The organism is Xanthobacter sp. 126 (assembly GCF_000526175.1).
GTDB classification, from domain to species: domain Bacteria; phylum Pseudomonadota; class Alphaproteobacteria; order Rhizobiales; family Xanthobacteraceae; genus Xanthobacter; species Xanthobacter aminoxidans.
Window position 1 is genome coordinate 2,180,397 of sequence record NZ_JAFO01000001.1, and the last position, 15,497, is coordinate 2,195,893.

At 68.0% G+C, this 15,497-nt stretch carries 15 protein-coding genes; 11 read left to right on the plus strand and 4 right to left on the minus strand.

Going from position 1 to position 15,497, the window contains the following annotated elements:
* The 5 genes from XAN126_RS0110420 (at position 1) to XAN126_RS0110440 (ending at position 4,610) form a co-directional block, all read left to right on the plus strand.
* A complete protein-coding gene (locus tag XAN126_RS0110420) occupies positions 1–1,752 on the plus strand; it encodes an ABC transporter ATP-binding protein (protein WP_051460832.1) in 1,752 nt (583 codons plus the stop codon).
* A gap of 8 nt (positions 1,753–1,760) precedes the next feature.
* Positions 1,761–1,970 carry an AtzG-like protein gene (locus XAN126_RS0110425; protein ID WP_024278539.1) on the plus strand — a complete coding sequence of 70 codons (210 nt, stop codon included), beginning with the start codon at positions 1,761–1,763 and terminating at the stop codon, positions 1,968–1,970.
* Positions 1,971–1,977: 7 nt separating this feature from the next.
* Positions 1,978–3,411 (plus strand): AtzE family amidohydrolase, encoded by a 1,434-nt coding sequence (locus XAN126_RS0110430; protein WP_024278540.1) that lies wholly within the window; start codon positions 1,978–1,980, stop codon positions 3,409–3,411.
* Between the two features lie 11 nt (positions 3,412–3,422).
* Entirely contained in the window at positions 3,423–3,812 is a 390-nt protein-coding gene (hpxZ, locus tag XAN126_RS0110435) for an oxalurate catabolism protein HpxZ (RefSeq protein WP_024278541.1), read from the plus strand.
* Between the two features lie 105 nt (positions 3,813–3,917).
* Positions 3,918–4,610 (plus strand): GntR family transcriptional regulator, encoded by a 693-nt coding sequence (locus tag XAN126_RS0110440; protein WP_155982436.1) that lies wholly within the window; start codon positions 3,918–3,920, stop codon positions 4,608–4,610.
* Positions 4,611–4,624: 14 nt separating this feature from the next.
* On the opposite strand, the gene XAN126_RS0110445 is transcribed toward XAN126_RS0110440, so the two are convergent.
* Positions 4,625–5,506: a LysR substrate-binding domain-containing protein gene (locus tag XAN126_RS0110445; RefSeq protein ID WP_024278543.1), complete on the minus strand. Its 882-nt coding sequence runs from the start codon at positions 5,504–5,506 to the stop codon at positions 4,625–4,627.
* Between the two features lie 283 nt (positions 5,507–5,789).
* Here XAN126_RS0110445 and XAN126_RS0110450 point away from each other — a divergent pair, with 283 nt between their 5' ends.
* Entirely contained in the window at positions 5,790–6,119 is a 330-nt protein-coding gene (locus tag XAN126_RS0110450) for a DUF1127 domain-containing protein (RefSeq protein WP_024278544.1), read from the plus strand.
* Positions 6,120–6,227: 108 nt separating this feature from the next.
* Here the strand turns inward: XAN126_RS0110450 and XAN126_RS0110455 are convergent, their stop codons facing one another.
* The 3 genes from XAN126_RS0110455 to XAN126_RS0110465 all read right to left on the minus strand — a co-directional run bounded on the left by XAN126_RS0110455 (position 6,228) and on the right by XAN126_RS0110465 (position 10,302).
* The gene (locus tag XAN126_RS0110455; RefSeq protein ID WP_024278545.1) at positions 6,228–7,283 is read right to left on the minus strand and encodes a DUF937 domain-containing protein; all 1,056 of its coding nucleotides are present in this window, start codon (positions 7,281–7,283) and stop codon (positions 6,228–6,230) included.
* Positions 7,284–7,681: 398 nt separating this feature from the next.
* A complete protein-coding gene (locus XAN126_RS0110460; protein ID WP_024278546.1) occupies positions 7,682–9,523 on the minus strand; it encodes a monovalent cation:proton antiporter-2 (CPA2) family protein in 1,842 nt (613 codons plus the stop codon).
* A gap of 197 nt (positions 9,524–9,720) precedes the next feature.
* The gene (locus XAN126_RS0110465) at positions 9,721–10,302 is read right to left on the minus strand and encodes an invasion associated locus B family protein (RefSeq protein ID WP_024278547.1); all 582 of its coding nucleotides are present in this window, start codon (positions 10,300–10,302) and stop codon (positions 9,721–9,723) included.
* Positions 10,303–10,861: 559 nt separating this feature from the next.
* Here XAN126_RS0110465 and coxB point away from each other — a divergent pair.
* The 5 genes from coxB to XAN126_RS0110490 all read left to right on the plus strand — a co-directional run bounded on the left by coxB (position 10,862) and on the right by XAN126_RS0110490 (position 15,476).
* Positions 10,862–11,716: a cytochrome c oxidase subunit II gene (gene coxB, locus XAN126_RS0110470; protein ID WP_051460834.1), complete on the plus strand. Its 855-nt coding sequence runs from the start codon at positions 10,862–10,864 to the stop codon at positions 11,714–11,716.
* 123 nt (positions 11,717–11,839) lie between these two features.
* On the plus strand, positions 11,840–13,465 hold the full coding sequence (ctaD, locus tag XAN126_RS0110475; RefSeq protein ID WP_024278549.1) for a cytochrome c oxidase subunit I: 1,626 nt from the start codon (positions 11,840–11,842) through the stop codon (positions 13,463–13,465).
* Between the two features lie 114 nt (positions 13,466–13,579).
* On the plus strand, positions 13,580–14,572 hold the full coding sequence (locus XAN126_RS0110480) for a heme o synthase (protein WP_029877014.1): 993 nt from the start codon (positions 13,580–13,582) through the stop codon (positions 14,570–14,572).
* Entirely contained in the window at positions 14,569–14,757 is a 189-nt protein-coding gene (locus XAN126_RS0110485; protein ID WP_024278551.1) for a hypothetical protein, read from the plus strand. Before XAN126_RS0110480 ends, XAN126_RS0110485 begins: the two co-directional genes overlap by 4 nt.
* Positions 14,758–14,834: 77 nt before the next feature.
* On the plus strand, positions 14,835–15,476 hold the full coding sequence (locus XAN126_RS0110490) for a cytochrome c oxidase assembly protein (protein WP_024278552.1): 642 nt from the start codon (positions 14,835–14,837) through the stop codon (positions 15,474–15,476).
* The last annotated feature ends 21 nt before the right edge of the window (positions 15,477–15,497 follow it).

Sequence of the window (15,497 nt, forward strand, 5' to 3'; positions counted from 1 at the left end):
ATGCATGGGATCGTGGATGTGAAGGAACACGCCGCCAAGTCTTCCGAAGCGCCGAGCGGCCCCCTGCTGGAGGTGCGCGACCTGACCGTCGAGTTCGCCACCCGCCGCGGCATCGTCACGGCGGTGAGCAAGGTGGACCTGACACTGAACAAGGGCGAGACGCTGGGCATCGTGGGGGAATCGGGCTCGGGGAAGTCCGTCACCTCCTACACGGTGATGCGTATCCTCGACCGCGCCGGGCGCATCGCGGAAGGCTCCATCACCTTCTCCGGCATCGATGTCGCCCATGCGCCCGAGAGCGAGATGCGCGACCTGCGCGGCCGCGAAATGTCGATGATCTTCCAGAACCCGCGGGCGGCGCTGAACCCCATCCGCACCGTGGGCGCGCAGATCGGCGACGTGCTGCTCCAGCATGTCCAAGCCGACCCGCGCAATGTGAAGCACAAGGTCATCGACATCCTCAAGCAGGTGCGCATCGCCCGGCCGGAAGACCGCTACCACGCCTATCCGTTCGAGCTGTCCGGCGGTATGTGCCAGCGCATCGTCATCGCGCTCGCGCTCGCCTGCCGGCCGCAGCTGATGATCGCGGACGAGCCCACCACCGGCCTCGACGTGACCACCCAGAAGGCGGTGATGGACCTCGTGACGGAGCTGACGCGCGAGCGCGGCATGTCCACCATCCTCATCACCCACGACCTCGGCCTCGCCGCCGCCTATTGCGATACGGTGATGGTGATGGAGAAGGGCAAGGTGGTGGAGACCGCGCCCGCCGAGCGCATCTTCCGTGATCCCCAGCACCCCTACACCCGCAAGCTCATGCGTGCTACGCCCCGCCCGGGCATCACGCTGAAGGACCTTCTCCCGGAGGGCGAGGCGCCGGCCGCCGCGTCGACGGTGTCGACACCCGTGGCCTCGGCCGGCGAGCCTCTGCTCACCGTCGAGAACCTTGTCCGGGAATATCCCCGCCAGGGCGCCCCCTCGGCCTTCCTCGCCAAGCTCAAGGGCAAGCCCCTGACGCCGAAGGAGACCATCTTCCGTGCCGTGGACGGCATCTCCTTCGAGGTGAAGCGCGGCGAGAGCGTCGGCCTCGTGGGCGAAAGCGGCTGCGGCAAGTCCACCACATCCACCATGGTGATGCGCCTCATCGATCCCACGGCGGGCAAGATCACCTTCGCCGGCGCGGACATCGGCGCCATCCCGGCCAAGGACTTCGCCCACCACCCCATGCGCAAGCGCATCCAGATGGTGTTCCAGGACCCGACCGAGAGCCTTAATCCCCGCTACACGGCCTCCCGGGCCATTGCCGATCCGCTGCTGCGCATGGGCGGTTATTCCGGCGGCGCGAAACTCAATGCCCGCGTGGCGGAACTCGCCGAGATGGTGGGCCTGCCGCAGAACCTGCTGGAGCGTTTCCCGCACCAGCTTTCCGGCGGCCAGAAGGCGCGCATCGGCATCGCCCGCGCCATCGCGCTCGATCCCGATCTCGTCATCCTCGACGAGCCGACGGCGGCGCTGGACGTGTCGGTGCAGGCCGTGGTCCTGAACCTGCTGGAGGAGCTGAAGCAGCGGCTCGGCATGAGTTATCTCTTCGTCTCCCACGACCTCCATGTGGTGGGCCTTCTGTGCGACCGGGTGATCGTGATGCGGCAAGGCCGGATCGTGGAGGAGGGCACCGCGCAGGCGGTTCTGGAAGCACCCAAGGACGCCTATACCCGCGAACTGATCGCCGCCATTCCCCATCCCCCGGTCTGAGGCAAACCATGGCCAGCGAAACCACCCTGCCCAAGGTCGAGGATGCCGCCCTCGTGCAACTTCTCGACGGGGCGCTCTCCGCCCACGGCATCACCGCGCGCCCCGAATGGCGCACGGAGGCGCTTGCCTATCTGCGCAGCATTGCCGATGCAGCGACTCTGGTGCGCAGCCTCGACCTCGGCGACGCCGAGGAGCCGGCCCCCGTCTATCGTCCGTGAGGTGGTGATGAACGCGCCCGTCCCCGTTCCCGACGCCACCCGCCTCGCCGGCGCGACTGCCGCCGAAATCGCAGCGGCTGTTGCTTCCGGCACCGTCACCGCCCGCGCCGTCATCGAGGCGACGCTGGCCCGCATTGCGGCACTTGATCCGGCCATCAACGCATTCACCGATCTCACGGCGGAGCGCGCCCGCGCCCAGGCGGACGGGATCGACGCCGCCCGCGCCGCCGGCAAACCGCTGGGCCCGCTCGCCGGCGTGCCGTTCGCGGTGAAGAACCTGTTCGATATCGCCGGCCTGCCCACCCGCGCAGGCTCCAAGATCAACCGGGGGCGTGCGCCGTCCCCCCAAGATGCCTTTCTGGTGGGGAAACTGGAGGCGGCCGGCGCCGTCCTCGTCGGCGGGCTCAACATGGGCGAATACGCCTATGACTTCACCGGCGAGAACGTCCACGACGGGTCCTCGCGCAACCCACACGACCTCACCCGCATGTCGGGGGGCTCCTCCGGTGGCTCCGGGGCGGCGGTGGCGGCGGCCATGGTGCCGCTCGCGCTCGGCTCCGACACCAACGGTTCCATCCGCGTGCCGTCCTCCCTGTGCGGGACGTTCGGGCTGAAGCCCACCTATGGCCGGCTGGGGCGGGGCGGCAGCTTTCCCTTCGTGACGGCTCTGGACCACCTCGGGCCGCTCGCCCGCTCGGTGGCCGATCTCGCGCTCTCCTATGACGCCATGCAGGGCGAGGACGCGCGCGATCCCGGCCAGGCGCCGCGACCATGCGAGCCCGTGGCCGGGTTGATCGGGAAGGGGATCGGCGGGCTGCGCATCGCCATCGCCGGCGGCTGGTTCCGCGCCAGGGCGCATCCGGAAGCGTTCGCCGCCGTGGATGCGGTCGCCGCCGCGCTCGGCGCACAAGATACGGTGGACATTCCCGACGCCGCCCGCGCCCGGGCCTCGGCCTACATCATCACCGCGGCCGAGGGGGCGAGCCTCCACGCCCGGCGCCTCGCCGTGCGGGCGGAGGATTTCGATCCCGCCGTGCGCGACCGGTTGCTGGCCGGCCTCGCCATTCCCGCCTCGTGGGTCGATGCCGCCCAGCGCTTCCGCCGGCACTTCCGGGGTGAGATGCTGAAGCAGTTCGAGACTCACGACGTGCTCCTCGCCCCCGCCACGCCCTGCCGGGCGCCGAAGCTGGGGCAGAAGACCTTCGTGCTCGATGGCGAGGAGATGCTGGTGCGGCCGAATCTCGGCCTGTTCACCCAGCCCATTTCCTTCATCGGCCTGCCCGTGTTGGCCGTGCCGGTGCGGGTGGATGTGGGTGACACACCCGAATTGCCCGTCGCCGTTCAGGTGATCGCCCCCCCGTGGCGGGAGGACATGGCATTGCGCGTGGCCGCGGAGCTGGAGCGGCAGGGCGTCGCCGCCGCCCCCGCGGCAGCCTTTTGAAGGAGGACCTGTTGGATATCGACATTCCCGAGGTGAAGGCCGAGGTCGAAGAGGCGTTCGCGGCTTACGAGGCCGCGCTCGTCGGCAACGATGTGGAGACGCTGGAGGCTCTGTTTCGCGACGATCCGCGCACCATCCGCTTTGGCGGCGGCGAGAACCTCTACGGCATGGATGCCATCCGCGCCTTCCGCCGTGCCCGCTCGCCGGTGGGCCTCGCGCGCAACCTGGCGCAGACGGTCATCACCACGTACGGCCGGGACTTCGCCGTGGCATCCACCCTGTTCTACCGCGACAACGCGCTGGGCAAGGTGGGGCGCCAGCAGCAGACCTGGGTGCGGACCTCGCAAGGCTGGCGTGTGGTGGCCGCCCACGTCTCCATGATCGACGAGCCGACGGCATGACTTGCCGGAGCGTGACTTGCCATCGACTTGCGACGTTTCACGGATTTCGCCGCAGGCGGGAATCCCGGTAAAATCCTGCACATGACCCTGTTCGCGCCACCCACCATGAAGACGTCGGCCCCGAACCCGCGCGTGCGCAAGCGCCGGACGGTCGGTCGCCCCGTGACGCGCACCGAGGAACTGCGTCTGCAGATCGCCGACGACATCGTGCGCGGCCGCCTCGCCCCCGGCACGGCGCTGGAAGAGGTCGATATCGCAAAGCGTTACGGCGTATCCCGCACGCCGGTGCGGGAGGCGTTGCGCGACCTTGCCGCGTCTGGCCTCGTGGAGGCGCGCCCCCATCGCAGCGCTTTGGTGGCGCAACCTTCCCTCGATCGTCTGCGCGGCATGTTTGACGTGATGGCGGAGCTGGAAGCCTTGTGCGCCGGCCTGTGCGCGGTGAACATGACGCCGGCTGAACGGGCGGGGCTCGAATCCATCCATGCCGAGCTGGCCGACCTCACCCGGCGGGGTGACGAGGGCAGTTACACGGTCTTGAACGAGCGTTTCCACACAACGCTCTATGCCGGCAGCCACAACGACTACCTGACCGAACTGACGCTCGCGACCCGCGCCCGCCTGCAGCCGTTCCGCCGCGCGCAGTTCCGCACCCTCGGCCGCCTGGCCCGCTCCTATGAGGAGCACGACCGGGTGGTGACGGCCATCCTGCGGGGGGACAAGGCGGAGGCGGCGCAGGCCATGCGCTCGCATATCCTCACGGTCGAGGACGCCTACGAGCGCTACGCCGAGACGGTGTGACGGGACGCGCAGACCTACTCCGCCGCGTCCACTTCGGTGAGGTTGTCGAGGCCCTGTACGATGTGCTGGGCGAGCGCATCGGCCAGCGCGGAAGGCTCGTGGCGATTGCGCAAAAGCCCGATATCGCAAGGGGGTAGGGGAGGGTAGCCCTCTGACGCGCCGAGCACGCGCATGCCGGTGCGCAACGCCGATTCCGGCAGCACGGACACCGCGAGACCGGAGAGAACCGCCGCGACCACGGCGCCGCAATTGGGGCTGGTGTAGAGGATGCGGTGTCCGCGCCCGGCGCCGGCCAGCCGCGACACGGCGATCTCCCGCCACTGGCAGGTGGGCCGCCCCAAAGCCAGCGGCACCGGGGTTTCCAGATGCGCCGCATGGCGGGCGGACGAGACCCACAGCAGGCGCTCGCGGCGGATCACATGGGCGTTGCGCGAGGTGATCTCGGTGGCGGTGATGATGGCGAGATCGATGGTGCCGGAGGCGATGTATTGCACCAGCTCGGCGGTCGGCTCGCAGATCACCGTGAGCTCGACGGACGGATGCGTGCGCGAAAATCGCGCCATGATATCAGGTAGATAGCGGTCGGCGTAGTCGTCCGGCACCCCGAGGCAAACCCGCCCCGAAAGCTCGGCGTCGGCGAAGCTGGAGACGGCCTCCATGTTCAGCTTCACGATGCGCCGGGCATAGTCGAGGAGGCGTTCGCCGTCTTCGGTGAGGCGGGAGGCGCGGCCGTCGCGGACGAATATGGGGCGGTCGACCCGCTCTTCCAGCCGCTTCATCTGCATGGAGACCGCCGACTGGGTCTTGTGGACCACCTCCGCCGCCTTGGTGAAACTGCCGGTTTCGGCAATGGCCACAAAGGTTCTCAGCTGGTCGGGGTCGAGCATGGCCGTCATCGTCGCGCTCCTGTGGGGCAGCCCTGCGCCAGCCGCATGGGCCGGCCGCCCCGTCGCCGCAATCATCACACAAAACGATACGAGAGATGAAAAACATTCGCTAGCGTGATTTGTGCGAAGCATCCAGAAAGGTCCTGCCGATTGGATGCGGCGCGAAATCGGGTGGTTTCACCGGGGTGTCAGGGCCAGTTTCAGGCCCGTTCAGTACATGCCGGGTGTATTCAGACCATCACGGCCCCGGAAAGGAGGGTCGGCGAAGCGCATCCAGGCAACGGAGATGATGATGACGTACCATGGTGAAACCCGCAGGACCCCCTTCGCCCCCGCGGGCGAGCTGGTCGCCGCCTTGTGCCTCTCGGCCGTCGGCGCCGCCGTCAAGGGCCTGCGTCAGGTGAAGACCATCGGCCGCGTCATGGAGCGACGGCAGGTGATGGCCGAGATCGCCCATCTCGATGACCACATGCTGCGCGATATCGGGGTGACGCGGGCGGATGTGCGCGATGCCGTCTCCGCGCCGCTGTTCGAGGACCCGACCCAGCTTCTGGTGGTACGCGCCAAGGAGCGCCGGGCTGCGGCGCGGCTCGCCGCCTGGCGCGGCTATCCGGCCGACTGAATACAGGAATCCGGCGGAAGCGCCCCTCGACTCCGCCGTGCCTCGACCCGCGCCGTCCGCAACCGGCGCGGGTCGATTTTTTTCTGGCCATCAATTCATTGGGCTCAATCACTTGCCGCCGGAGAACCGGTCCGCCGCGGGCTTGTCGCCATCAGCGCGGCCGAGGCGGGGGCGGTCGGGGGGGAGGGTCTCGGCTTCCTGCACAGTCTGCCCGTTCTGGGTGACCGCATTCATGCTCTGGGTGGCGGCCGCCATGGACGCTGCGGCCGAGCGCATGATGTTGAGCCAGAATTCCGGCACCGCATAAGCCTGCCGGCTCGCATCGGGCGCGCCGGGCTGGGCCGGCGGCGGGAAGGGCGGCGGGAAGCCCTGGGCGAACATCTGCGCGAAGAAGTTCTGGAACGGCAGCAGCGGCGCGGGCGGCGGCTCCGGCGGCTTCTCGCGGGTGGGCGGCACGCCGGCCTGCATCATGGTCTTGGACATGGCATTCACCACGTCCTGCCATGCGTTGGCCGGATTGCGCTGGGGCGCTGGGGCCGGGGCGGCGCGCTGGAACATCATCTGGGCATAGGCATCCGCCCACGGATTGCCCGTGCTGTAGGACCGGCCGCCCTGTTCGGTGGCGGTGCTGGTGAAGGCGAGGAAGGCGTCGATCCACGGATTGCCCGAGGAGATGGGCGCGATCTTCTGCTCGGTCTGCCCCGGCATCCGGCTGAGCATGGCGGCCAGCATCTGCTGCAACGCGCCGGAGGCGGCGAGCGACTTGGCGAGGCCACCCACCACCAGGGTGGCGTAGGTTGGCATCACCTGCTTCACCATGGCCATGCCGAGGCCGGTGGAGGAGGCGACGTGCGCGGCCACGGCGCGGCTGACCTCGGACGAGCCGAACACGGTATCAAGCGCCTCGGAGCCGGCGCGGGTCAGCTCGGCGGGGGGCGCGGGCTGCGAATAGAAGGCGCCATAGGGGCCGCTCGTCATCAGCGTCATCAACGCGGCAAGGGATTCGGGAGATTGCGAGGCCTGCTTGAACGCCTCCCCGAAGGCGGGCATCACCGCCTCGGCCACCTGCTGGGCCTGCTGCGCGGAAAGGCCGTACATGCGGCCGATATTCTCCATCGCCTGCCCGCCCTGGGCCGCGCGCAGCATCTCCACGAACTGATCCATACGCGAACTCCGTCGGATCGCGGGCGTGCGAGGGGAGAAGGCGTCCCGCTCCGGCTTCTGCCCGAAATCTTGGCAGCAAGCTTACGCCATCGTCCTGCCGAAATCACGAAATGGTTCGGTTCCGTTACGGGAATTGACAGGGGATGGTGGAAGCGATGCTTCCAGCGCGGATGACGGTACCGGGCGCCGGTCTCCCCGGACAAGCGACGGCGCAGGTGGAGCGCCGATCCGGGGGCAGCGCACGACTTCCGCGCAGCGGGTAATGCCTGAGAGCGCTGACGTTCGGAAGCGCCTGCGGCCGTCTTTTGCGCCGGGCCCCGGCTCGCAGTCTGCTTTCGCTCCATGCGTCCCGGGCGCGAGGGCGGTCAGCTGGGACAAGTGGCGCGCCCCCGAACCGATCACCCCGAGAATTCGGTCTCGTGGGTGAGGATGTCCTGCGCCTCGGGGTTGAGCGGACGGGCGCGGTGTTCGGGTTCGGTGAGGGGCTCGGGCTCCACCTTGGGACGGGTGAAGGGATCGGCACCGGCGAACAGGCCGTCCTGCATCTGCCGCTCCAGCCGGGCGCGGTCGCGCTCGCGCACGTCGGCGATGCGGGCTTCGGCGGCGCTCTCGCTCACGCCCAGCGCCTCCAGGGTGCGGGCGCCGAAGGAGAGGGCCGATTCGAGGGTCTCGCGCAGTTCGAAATCCACGCCGAGCCGCACCAGCTCCATGGAATGCACGCGATCGAAGCTGCGCACGAACAGGCGCGGTCCCTGGATGGAGGTGCGCACGATCTCGACGATGCGGTTGGCGTCTTCCTTGTTGTCCACGCAGATGCAGATGACCTCCATGGTCTCCGCCCCCGCGGCGCGCAGCACGTCGAGCCTTGTGCCGTCGCCATAATAGATGTGCACGCCGAACCGGCCGGCGCTCTGGATCATCTCCACGTCCTTGTCGATGATCGTCACGCTCACGTCCTGCGCCAGAAGGCACTGGGACACGATCTGCCCGAACCGGCCGAAGCCGATCACCAGCACCGAGCCGTCGGCATCGGTGAAGTCGTCGGCGGGCGGCTCCGGCGCCGGCGGGGTGAAGCGCGGCAGGAAGCGCGAGACGCCGGCGAACAGCAGGGGGCCGAGCACCATGGTGAGCGCCGCGAGGGCGATGAGCAGGTCCGTCTGCTCGGTGCGCAGGATGTTGTTGGCGAGGCCCAGGGGGAACAGCACGAAGGCGAATTCGCCCGCCGCCATCAGCGCCACCGAGGCCCGCAGGGAATCACCGGGGGCGATGTTGTCGGCCCGGAACACCAGATAGACCACCACCGACTTGATGACCGCCACCGCCAGCGCGCCCACCACGAGGCGCGGGATGTGGTGGAGGATCACGTCGATGTTCAGCGTCATGCCGATGCTCATGAAGAAGATGGCGAGCAGCAGGCCGCGGAAGGCATCCACATTGGCTTCGAGTTCGTGCCGGAAGGTGCTTTCCGAGAGCAGGAGGCCGGCGAGGAACGCGCCCATGGCCGCCGACATGCCGGCGATTTCCATCAGGCCGGCGGCACCGAGCACCACCATCAGCGCGGCCGCCGTCATCGCCTCGCGCGCGCCGGAACGGGCCAGCACCCGGAACAGGGGATTGAGCAGGTAGCGGCCGGCCACGACGATGACGGCGATGGCGCCCACCGCCATGCCCGCCTGCATCAGCGTGGCCTTCGGATCGTGGATCTCGGTCTCGCTGCCGGGGGCGAGCAGCGGCACCAGCGCCAGCAGCGGCACCACCGCGATGTCCTGGAACAGAAGAATGGAGAAGGTGCGCTGCCCGTAGGGACTGCCGAGGTCGCCGCGCTCGCCCACGAGCTGCAGCGCGATGGCGGTACCCGACACCGACAGCGCGAGGCCGGAGACCACCGCCGCCGCCACGCCGAAGCCGAGGCCGAAATAGGCCAGCAGCGCGAACGCCAGCGAGGTGAGCACCAGCTGCGCCGTGCCCAGCCCGAAGATGTAGTGCCCCATGGAGAGGAGGTGGGACGGCTTCAGCTCCAGCCCGACAAGGAACAGGAGCATGACCACGCCCAGCTCGGCGACGGTGTGCACCACCGAGGGGTCGGCCACATTGAACCCGATGGGGCCGATGGCGATGCCGACCAGCAGGTAACCGACGATGGGTGAGAAGCCGATGCGCTTGGCGACGAGGACCGCGATGACGGCGGCGCACATGAAGGCCAGCGCCCCACCGAACAAGGCGTGTTCATCGACTGGCATGCGCGACGTCCTCCCCCGACAGTCCCGATCCCTGACGGATCAGAGCGCCTTCCGCAAGGGTTGCTTCAAGCAACTTCGAAGCCACACATCCCCAGTGGCCCCTGCTCATCGCTCATGACGGGCGAGCGTGTCGAAACCATGCCGTCGACGCGGCGTGGTGGTGGCCGTCCGCCGAAGCGTGACGACGGCCCACGATCTTACTTAAGGGCATCAAATCCGGGGCCGAATCCGTTGAGGCTGAGCGGGACGCCGATGCCTTCTTCCGGGGTCTGGAAGATGATGAAGGTGGCGGTCTTGCCGGTCTTGAGGCGACCGACGAGGGTTTCGTCCATCACCACCTCGGCGACGCAGCCATTGGGCAGGCAGCGCACGAATCCGGCGCGGCCGATGTCCTGGTCGTCGATCTTGAGGCCGAGGCCGGCGGGCAGCAGCACGCCGAGCGGCGCCAGCACGCGCAGCAGGCGGCTCTTCTGGTCCGAGGTCTTCAGCACGATCACGGTGAGGCCGACATTGGGCCGGTCCTCCGCCTGCACCGACTGGAGCAACACGCACTGCTCGCTCTGCGCGCCGGGCGGGGTGTCGCAGCGAATCTGCCATTCGCCGAACACCGACTTCACCACGCCCTGCGCCGCCGCCGGGGTCGCCGCGGAGAGCAGTGCAGCCACGAAGGTCCCGAGGAACAGCGCCAGCGCGCGCCCCCCGGCGCGAGGCGTCCCCGTGCCGGGCGTTTCGGCGCGATCGGTCTCAATGGCGGGAAAAGGTCGGAACGACAGGACCATCGCAAGCTCCGGCAGGGTCCGGCGGGGGAGGCCGGGCGATCCTGCCTTATCTGATTTCGTGAACCAATGCCTTAATGCCCAAGGCATCGCGTCAACAATGGGGCAGGACCCACTTTCCCCCGTCGGCATTCCGACCCGGCGCCCTTGCGTAAACCACGGACGGGGTGCGCGGTATTTTGTCTCTTGCGCCCCGTTTCAAACCCCGTGCGACTCGTTCGAGGGGGTGTACGGGGCTGGCTAAAGTGGAGTTAGAACAATTGGTTACTAAAACGATCGGCGCGTCCTCCGGCGCCGGCCGGAGCGGGCTTGGACGTTTTGTCCAATTGGGCAAACCCCGGGCGATTGCAAGGCGCCCCCAATTGTGTTTGATGAATCTTAGGGAGAGTGCCTGCCCAAAAACAACGCAGTTGCATGCGGCTGCAGAACGCGGTCTCGCACTCGAATAAGGGCCCCGTGGCGCGCCCCTTCGGCGCACCGGCGGCAGGGAAATTTCCGGCGGTTTTCCGCCGGCCAGGGAGATGGGTAGAAGATGATGTCGCTCATTCGCACCGCGACCCGTATGCGCGATGCTGCCCTCGCCGCCGGCGCTTTCGCCGCGGTGGTGTTCGCGAGCGCGGCGGCCCATGCCCAGATGGGCCAGCCGGCCCCGTGGCAGATCAATCTGCAGGACGCCGCCACCCCGGTGATGGAGAACATCCACACCTTCAACGTCCTGCTCATCAGCATCATCACCGCCATCGTGCTGTTCGTGCTGGTGCTGCTGGTGATCGTGGTGGTGCGGTTCAACGAGCGCGCCAATCCGGTGCCCTCCAAGACCAGCCACAACACCATGATCGAAGTGGCCTGGACGGTGGTGCCGGTGCTGATCCTGGTGGCCATCGCCATCCCCTCGTTCCGGCTGCTGCACCTGGAACTGAACATCCCCAAGCCCGACCTCACCGTGAAGGTGACGGGGCACCAGTGGTACTGGTCCTACGAATATCCGGACAATGGCGGCTTCGGCTTTGACTCCTACCTCGTCGCCGAGAAGGACCTGAAGCCCGGCCAGCCCCGCCTGCTCGCGGTGGACAACGAAGTCGTGGTCCCGATCAACAAGAACATCCGTATCCAGGTGACGGCGGCGGACGTGATCCACTCCTTCGCGGTGCCCTCCTTCGGCGTGAAGATCGACGCCATGCCGGGCCGCCTGAACGAGAGCTGGTTCAAGATCACCCGCGAGGGCGTCTATTACGGCCAGTGCTCCGAGCTGTGCGGCCGCGACCATGCCTTCATGCCCATCGCCGTGCGCGCCGTGAGCGAAGCCGACTTCAACGCCTGGGTCGCTCAGGCCAAGGCCAAGTTCGCTTCCGCCAGGGATGCCGAGGGCAAGTTCGCCGATGCCGGCACCCTCGAGGGTGCCGCGACCGCGCGCTGACGGTTCCGGGCCCGCTCTGGCGGGCCCTTGAGGTTTCCCCGCGCGGCCGACGGCCGGGCGGTTTCCAGGGTAGATGCGGCGCGGCGGGACGGGGCCGGCGCCGGGAACACGAGGAAAGCGGGAATGGCCACCGAGGCAGTCACCCACAGCCATCACGACGATCACGACACCCACGATGCGCACATCCCCACGGGCTGGAAGCGCTGGGTGTTCTCGACCAACCACAAGGACATCGGCGTGATGTACCTGATCTTCGCCATCGTGGCGGGGATCGTGGGCGGCGCCCTCTCCATCGCCATCCGCATGGAGCTGCAGCAGCCGGGTCTCCAGATCTTCAAGGATCCGCAGACCTTCAACGTCTTCACCACCGGCCACGGCCTCATCATGATCTTCTTCATGGTGATGCCCGCGCTCATCGGCGGTTACGGCAACTACTTCGCCCCGCTGATGATCGGCGCGCCGGACACCGCGTTCCCGCGCATCAACAACATCGCCTTCTGGCTGCTGCCGCCCGCGTTCATCCTCGCGCTCTCCTCGCTGTTCGTGGAAGGCGCGCCGGGCACCAACGGATTCGGCGGCGGCTGGACCATCTATCCCCCGCTCTCGTCCAAGCTCGGCCATCCCGGCCCGGCCATGGACCTGCTGATCTTCTCGCTGCACCTTGCCGGCGCGTCGTCGCTGCTCGGCGCCATCAACCTCATCACCACCATCTTCAACATGCGCGCCCCGGGCATGACGCTGCACAAGATGCCGCTGTTCGCCTGGTCGCAGCTCATCACCGGCTTCCTGCTGCTGCTGTCGCTGCCCGTGCTGGCCGGCGCCATCACCATGCTGCTGACGGACCGCAACTTCGGCACCACCTTCTTCGACCCGGCCGGCGGCGGTGATCCGATCCTGTTCCAGCACCTCTTCTGGTTCTTCGGCCATCCCGAGGTGTACATCCTGATCCTGCCCGGCTTCGGGCTGATCTCCCACATCATCTCCACCTTCTCGCGCAAGCCCGTGTTCGGCTATCTCGGCATGGCCTACGCGATGGTCGCCATCGGCGTGGTGGGCTTCGTGGTGTGGGCGCACCACATGTACACGGTGGGCCTGTCCTCCAGCACCCAGTCCTACTTCGTCGCCGCGACCATGATCATCGCGGTGCCCACGGGCGTGAAGATCTTCTCGTGGATCGCCACCATGTGGGGCGGCTCCATCCAGTTCCGCACGCCCATGCTGTGGGCCATCGGCTTCATCTTCCTGTTCACCGTGGGTGGCGTCACCGGCGTGGTGCTCTCCAACGCCGGCATCGACCGCTCGCTGCACGACACCTATTACGTGGTGGCGCACTTCCACTACGTGCTGTCGCTCGGCGCCGTGTTCGCCATCTTCGCCGGCTGGTACTACTGGTTCCCGAAGATGTTCGGCTACATGATCCCGGAATTCTGGGGCAAGCTGCACTTCTGGGTCACCTTCGTCGGGGTGAACCTGGTGTTCTTCCCGCAGCACTTCCTGGGTCTCGCCGGCATGCCGCGCCGCTATGCGGACTATCCGGACGCGTTCGCCCACTGGAACTTCGTCTCCTCGATCGGTTCCTACATCTCGGGCGTCGCGGTGCTGATCTTCATCACCGGCACCACGCTCGCCTTCCTGCGCAAGGAGAAGGCGGGGGACAATCCGTGGGGCGAGGGTGCGACCACCCTGGAGTGGACCCTGCCGTCCCCGCCGCCCTACCACCAGTTCGAGGTCCTGCCCCGCATCAAGTGAGGCAGGAACCAGGCTCCGGGGCCGCGGGCGACCGCGGCTCCCACCGCCCTCCGGGGCGGGTGTTTCCGAAATGAAGTCTCGAACGTCGCGTTCAAGGATGTCCGGAGTTTGGAAATGAGTGACGAGCGTGCCAGCCTGACCGGACCCGACCCGTACGCCATGGCGTCGGGCGGCGTTATGGCGGGCGGGGCTGCGTCGGCCGGCGTCGCCGCCGCGGGCGAGGGCCTTGCCGCGCCGCGCGACTATTTCGAGCTCCTGAAGCCCCGCGTCATGTCGCTGGTGATCTTCACCGCGCTGGTCGGCCTCGTGCGTGCGCCGGGCGACGTGCACCCCGTCATCGCCTTCACCGCCTTGCTGTGCATCGCCGTGGGCGCGGGCGCCTCGGGCGCGCTCAACATGTGGTGGGACGCCGACATCGATGCCGTGATGACCCGCACGCGGGGCCGTCCGGTCCCCTCCGGCCGCGTCACCGGCCACGAGGCGCTGGCCTTCGGCCTCACCCTTTCCGCCTTCTCGGTGGTGGTGCTCGGCCTTCTGGTCAATGCGCTCGCCGGCGCCCTGCTCGCCTTCACCATCTTCTTCTACGTGGTGATCTACACCATGTGGCTGAAGCGCTCGACCTCGCAGAACATCGTCATCGGCGGTGCCGCCGGCGCCTTTCCGCCGCTGGTCGCCTGGGCCGCCGCCTCCGGCACGGTGTCGCTGGAGCCTGTGCTGCTGTTCGCCATCATCTTCTTCTGGACCCCGCCCCACTTCTGGGCGCTGGCGCTCTACCGGGCCGACGACTACGCCCGCGCCGGCGTGCCCATGCTGCCGGTGACGGCGGGGCCGGACGAGACCCGCCTCCAGATTCTCCTCTACACCCTGTTCCTGGTGCCGCTTGCCGCCAGCCCCGCCTTCCTCGGCTATGCCGGCCTCGCCTATGGCGCGGTCTCGGTGCTGGCCGGGGCCTGGATGATCGTCCTTGCGGTCCGCGTCTTCCGCGTCCGGCAGGGCGAGGCGGCGGTGAAGGCGGCCAAGGGCCTGTTTGGATTTTCCATCGTGTATCTGTTTGCATTGTTCGCGACGCTGCTCGGCGAGGCGGTCATTGGTGGCCTGCTGCGATGAGCGGTGAGAAGAAGGAAAAGCCGCGTCCTCCGCAGGAGGACGGTGTCGTGCTGACGCCCGAGCAGCTCAAGCGGCAGCGCGCGCGCAGCATCGCCATCGCCTCCGTGCTGGGGTTCCTGGCGCTGCTGTTCTACGTGGTGACGATCGTGAAGCTCGGTCCCAACGTGCTCAACCGCCCGCTCTAGGGCAGGGCAGGGGATTGGCGGAACGGGCAGGATCAGACGGAAGAGGGTCCGGGGGGCTCCGGACGCGAGGACGAGGAATGGCCGAGGCGAACGACAAGATGGCTGAGAGCGCTCCCCGCGCCGCCCGACACTGGGTGGTGGCGGCCGCGTGCGTCGGCTTCATCGCCGCCATGGTGGGCGTCACCTACGCCTCCGTGCCGCTCTACGCCATGTTCTGCTCGCTCACCGGCTTCGGCGGCGCCACCCGCGTCGGCTCGACGCCCACCGCCGCGCCGCTCGACCGCGAGATCACCATCCGCTTCGATGCCAACGTGTCGCCCGGCCTGCCGTGGGCCTTCGCCCCCGTGCAGCGTGAAATGACGGTGAAGATCGGCGCCACCAGCCTTGCCCATTACACGGCGCAGAACCGCTCCGGCGACGACACCCGCGCCAACGCCACCTACAACGTGTCGCCGCCCCAGGCCGGCGCCTATTTCGTGAAGCTGCAGTGCTTCTGCTTCGAGGAGCAGGCGCTGGCCGGCCGCGAGAAGATGGACATGCCGGTGGTGTTCTACGTCGACCCTGCCATCGCCGCCGACCCGGACCTGAAGACGCTGAAGGACATCACCTTGTCCTACACCTTCTTCCCGTCGAAGGCGGACAAGCCGCTGGTCCGCGCCAACGCGGACACGCTGGACAAGGTTCGCGCCGACGCGGAGGGCGCGCGAAAGCCGCTCTAGGCACAACGATCACCGCCCCGA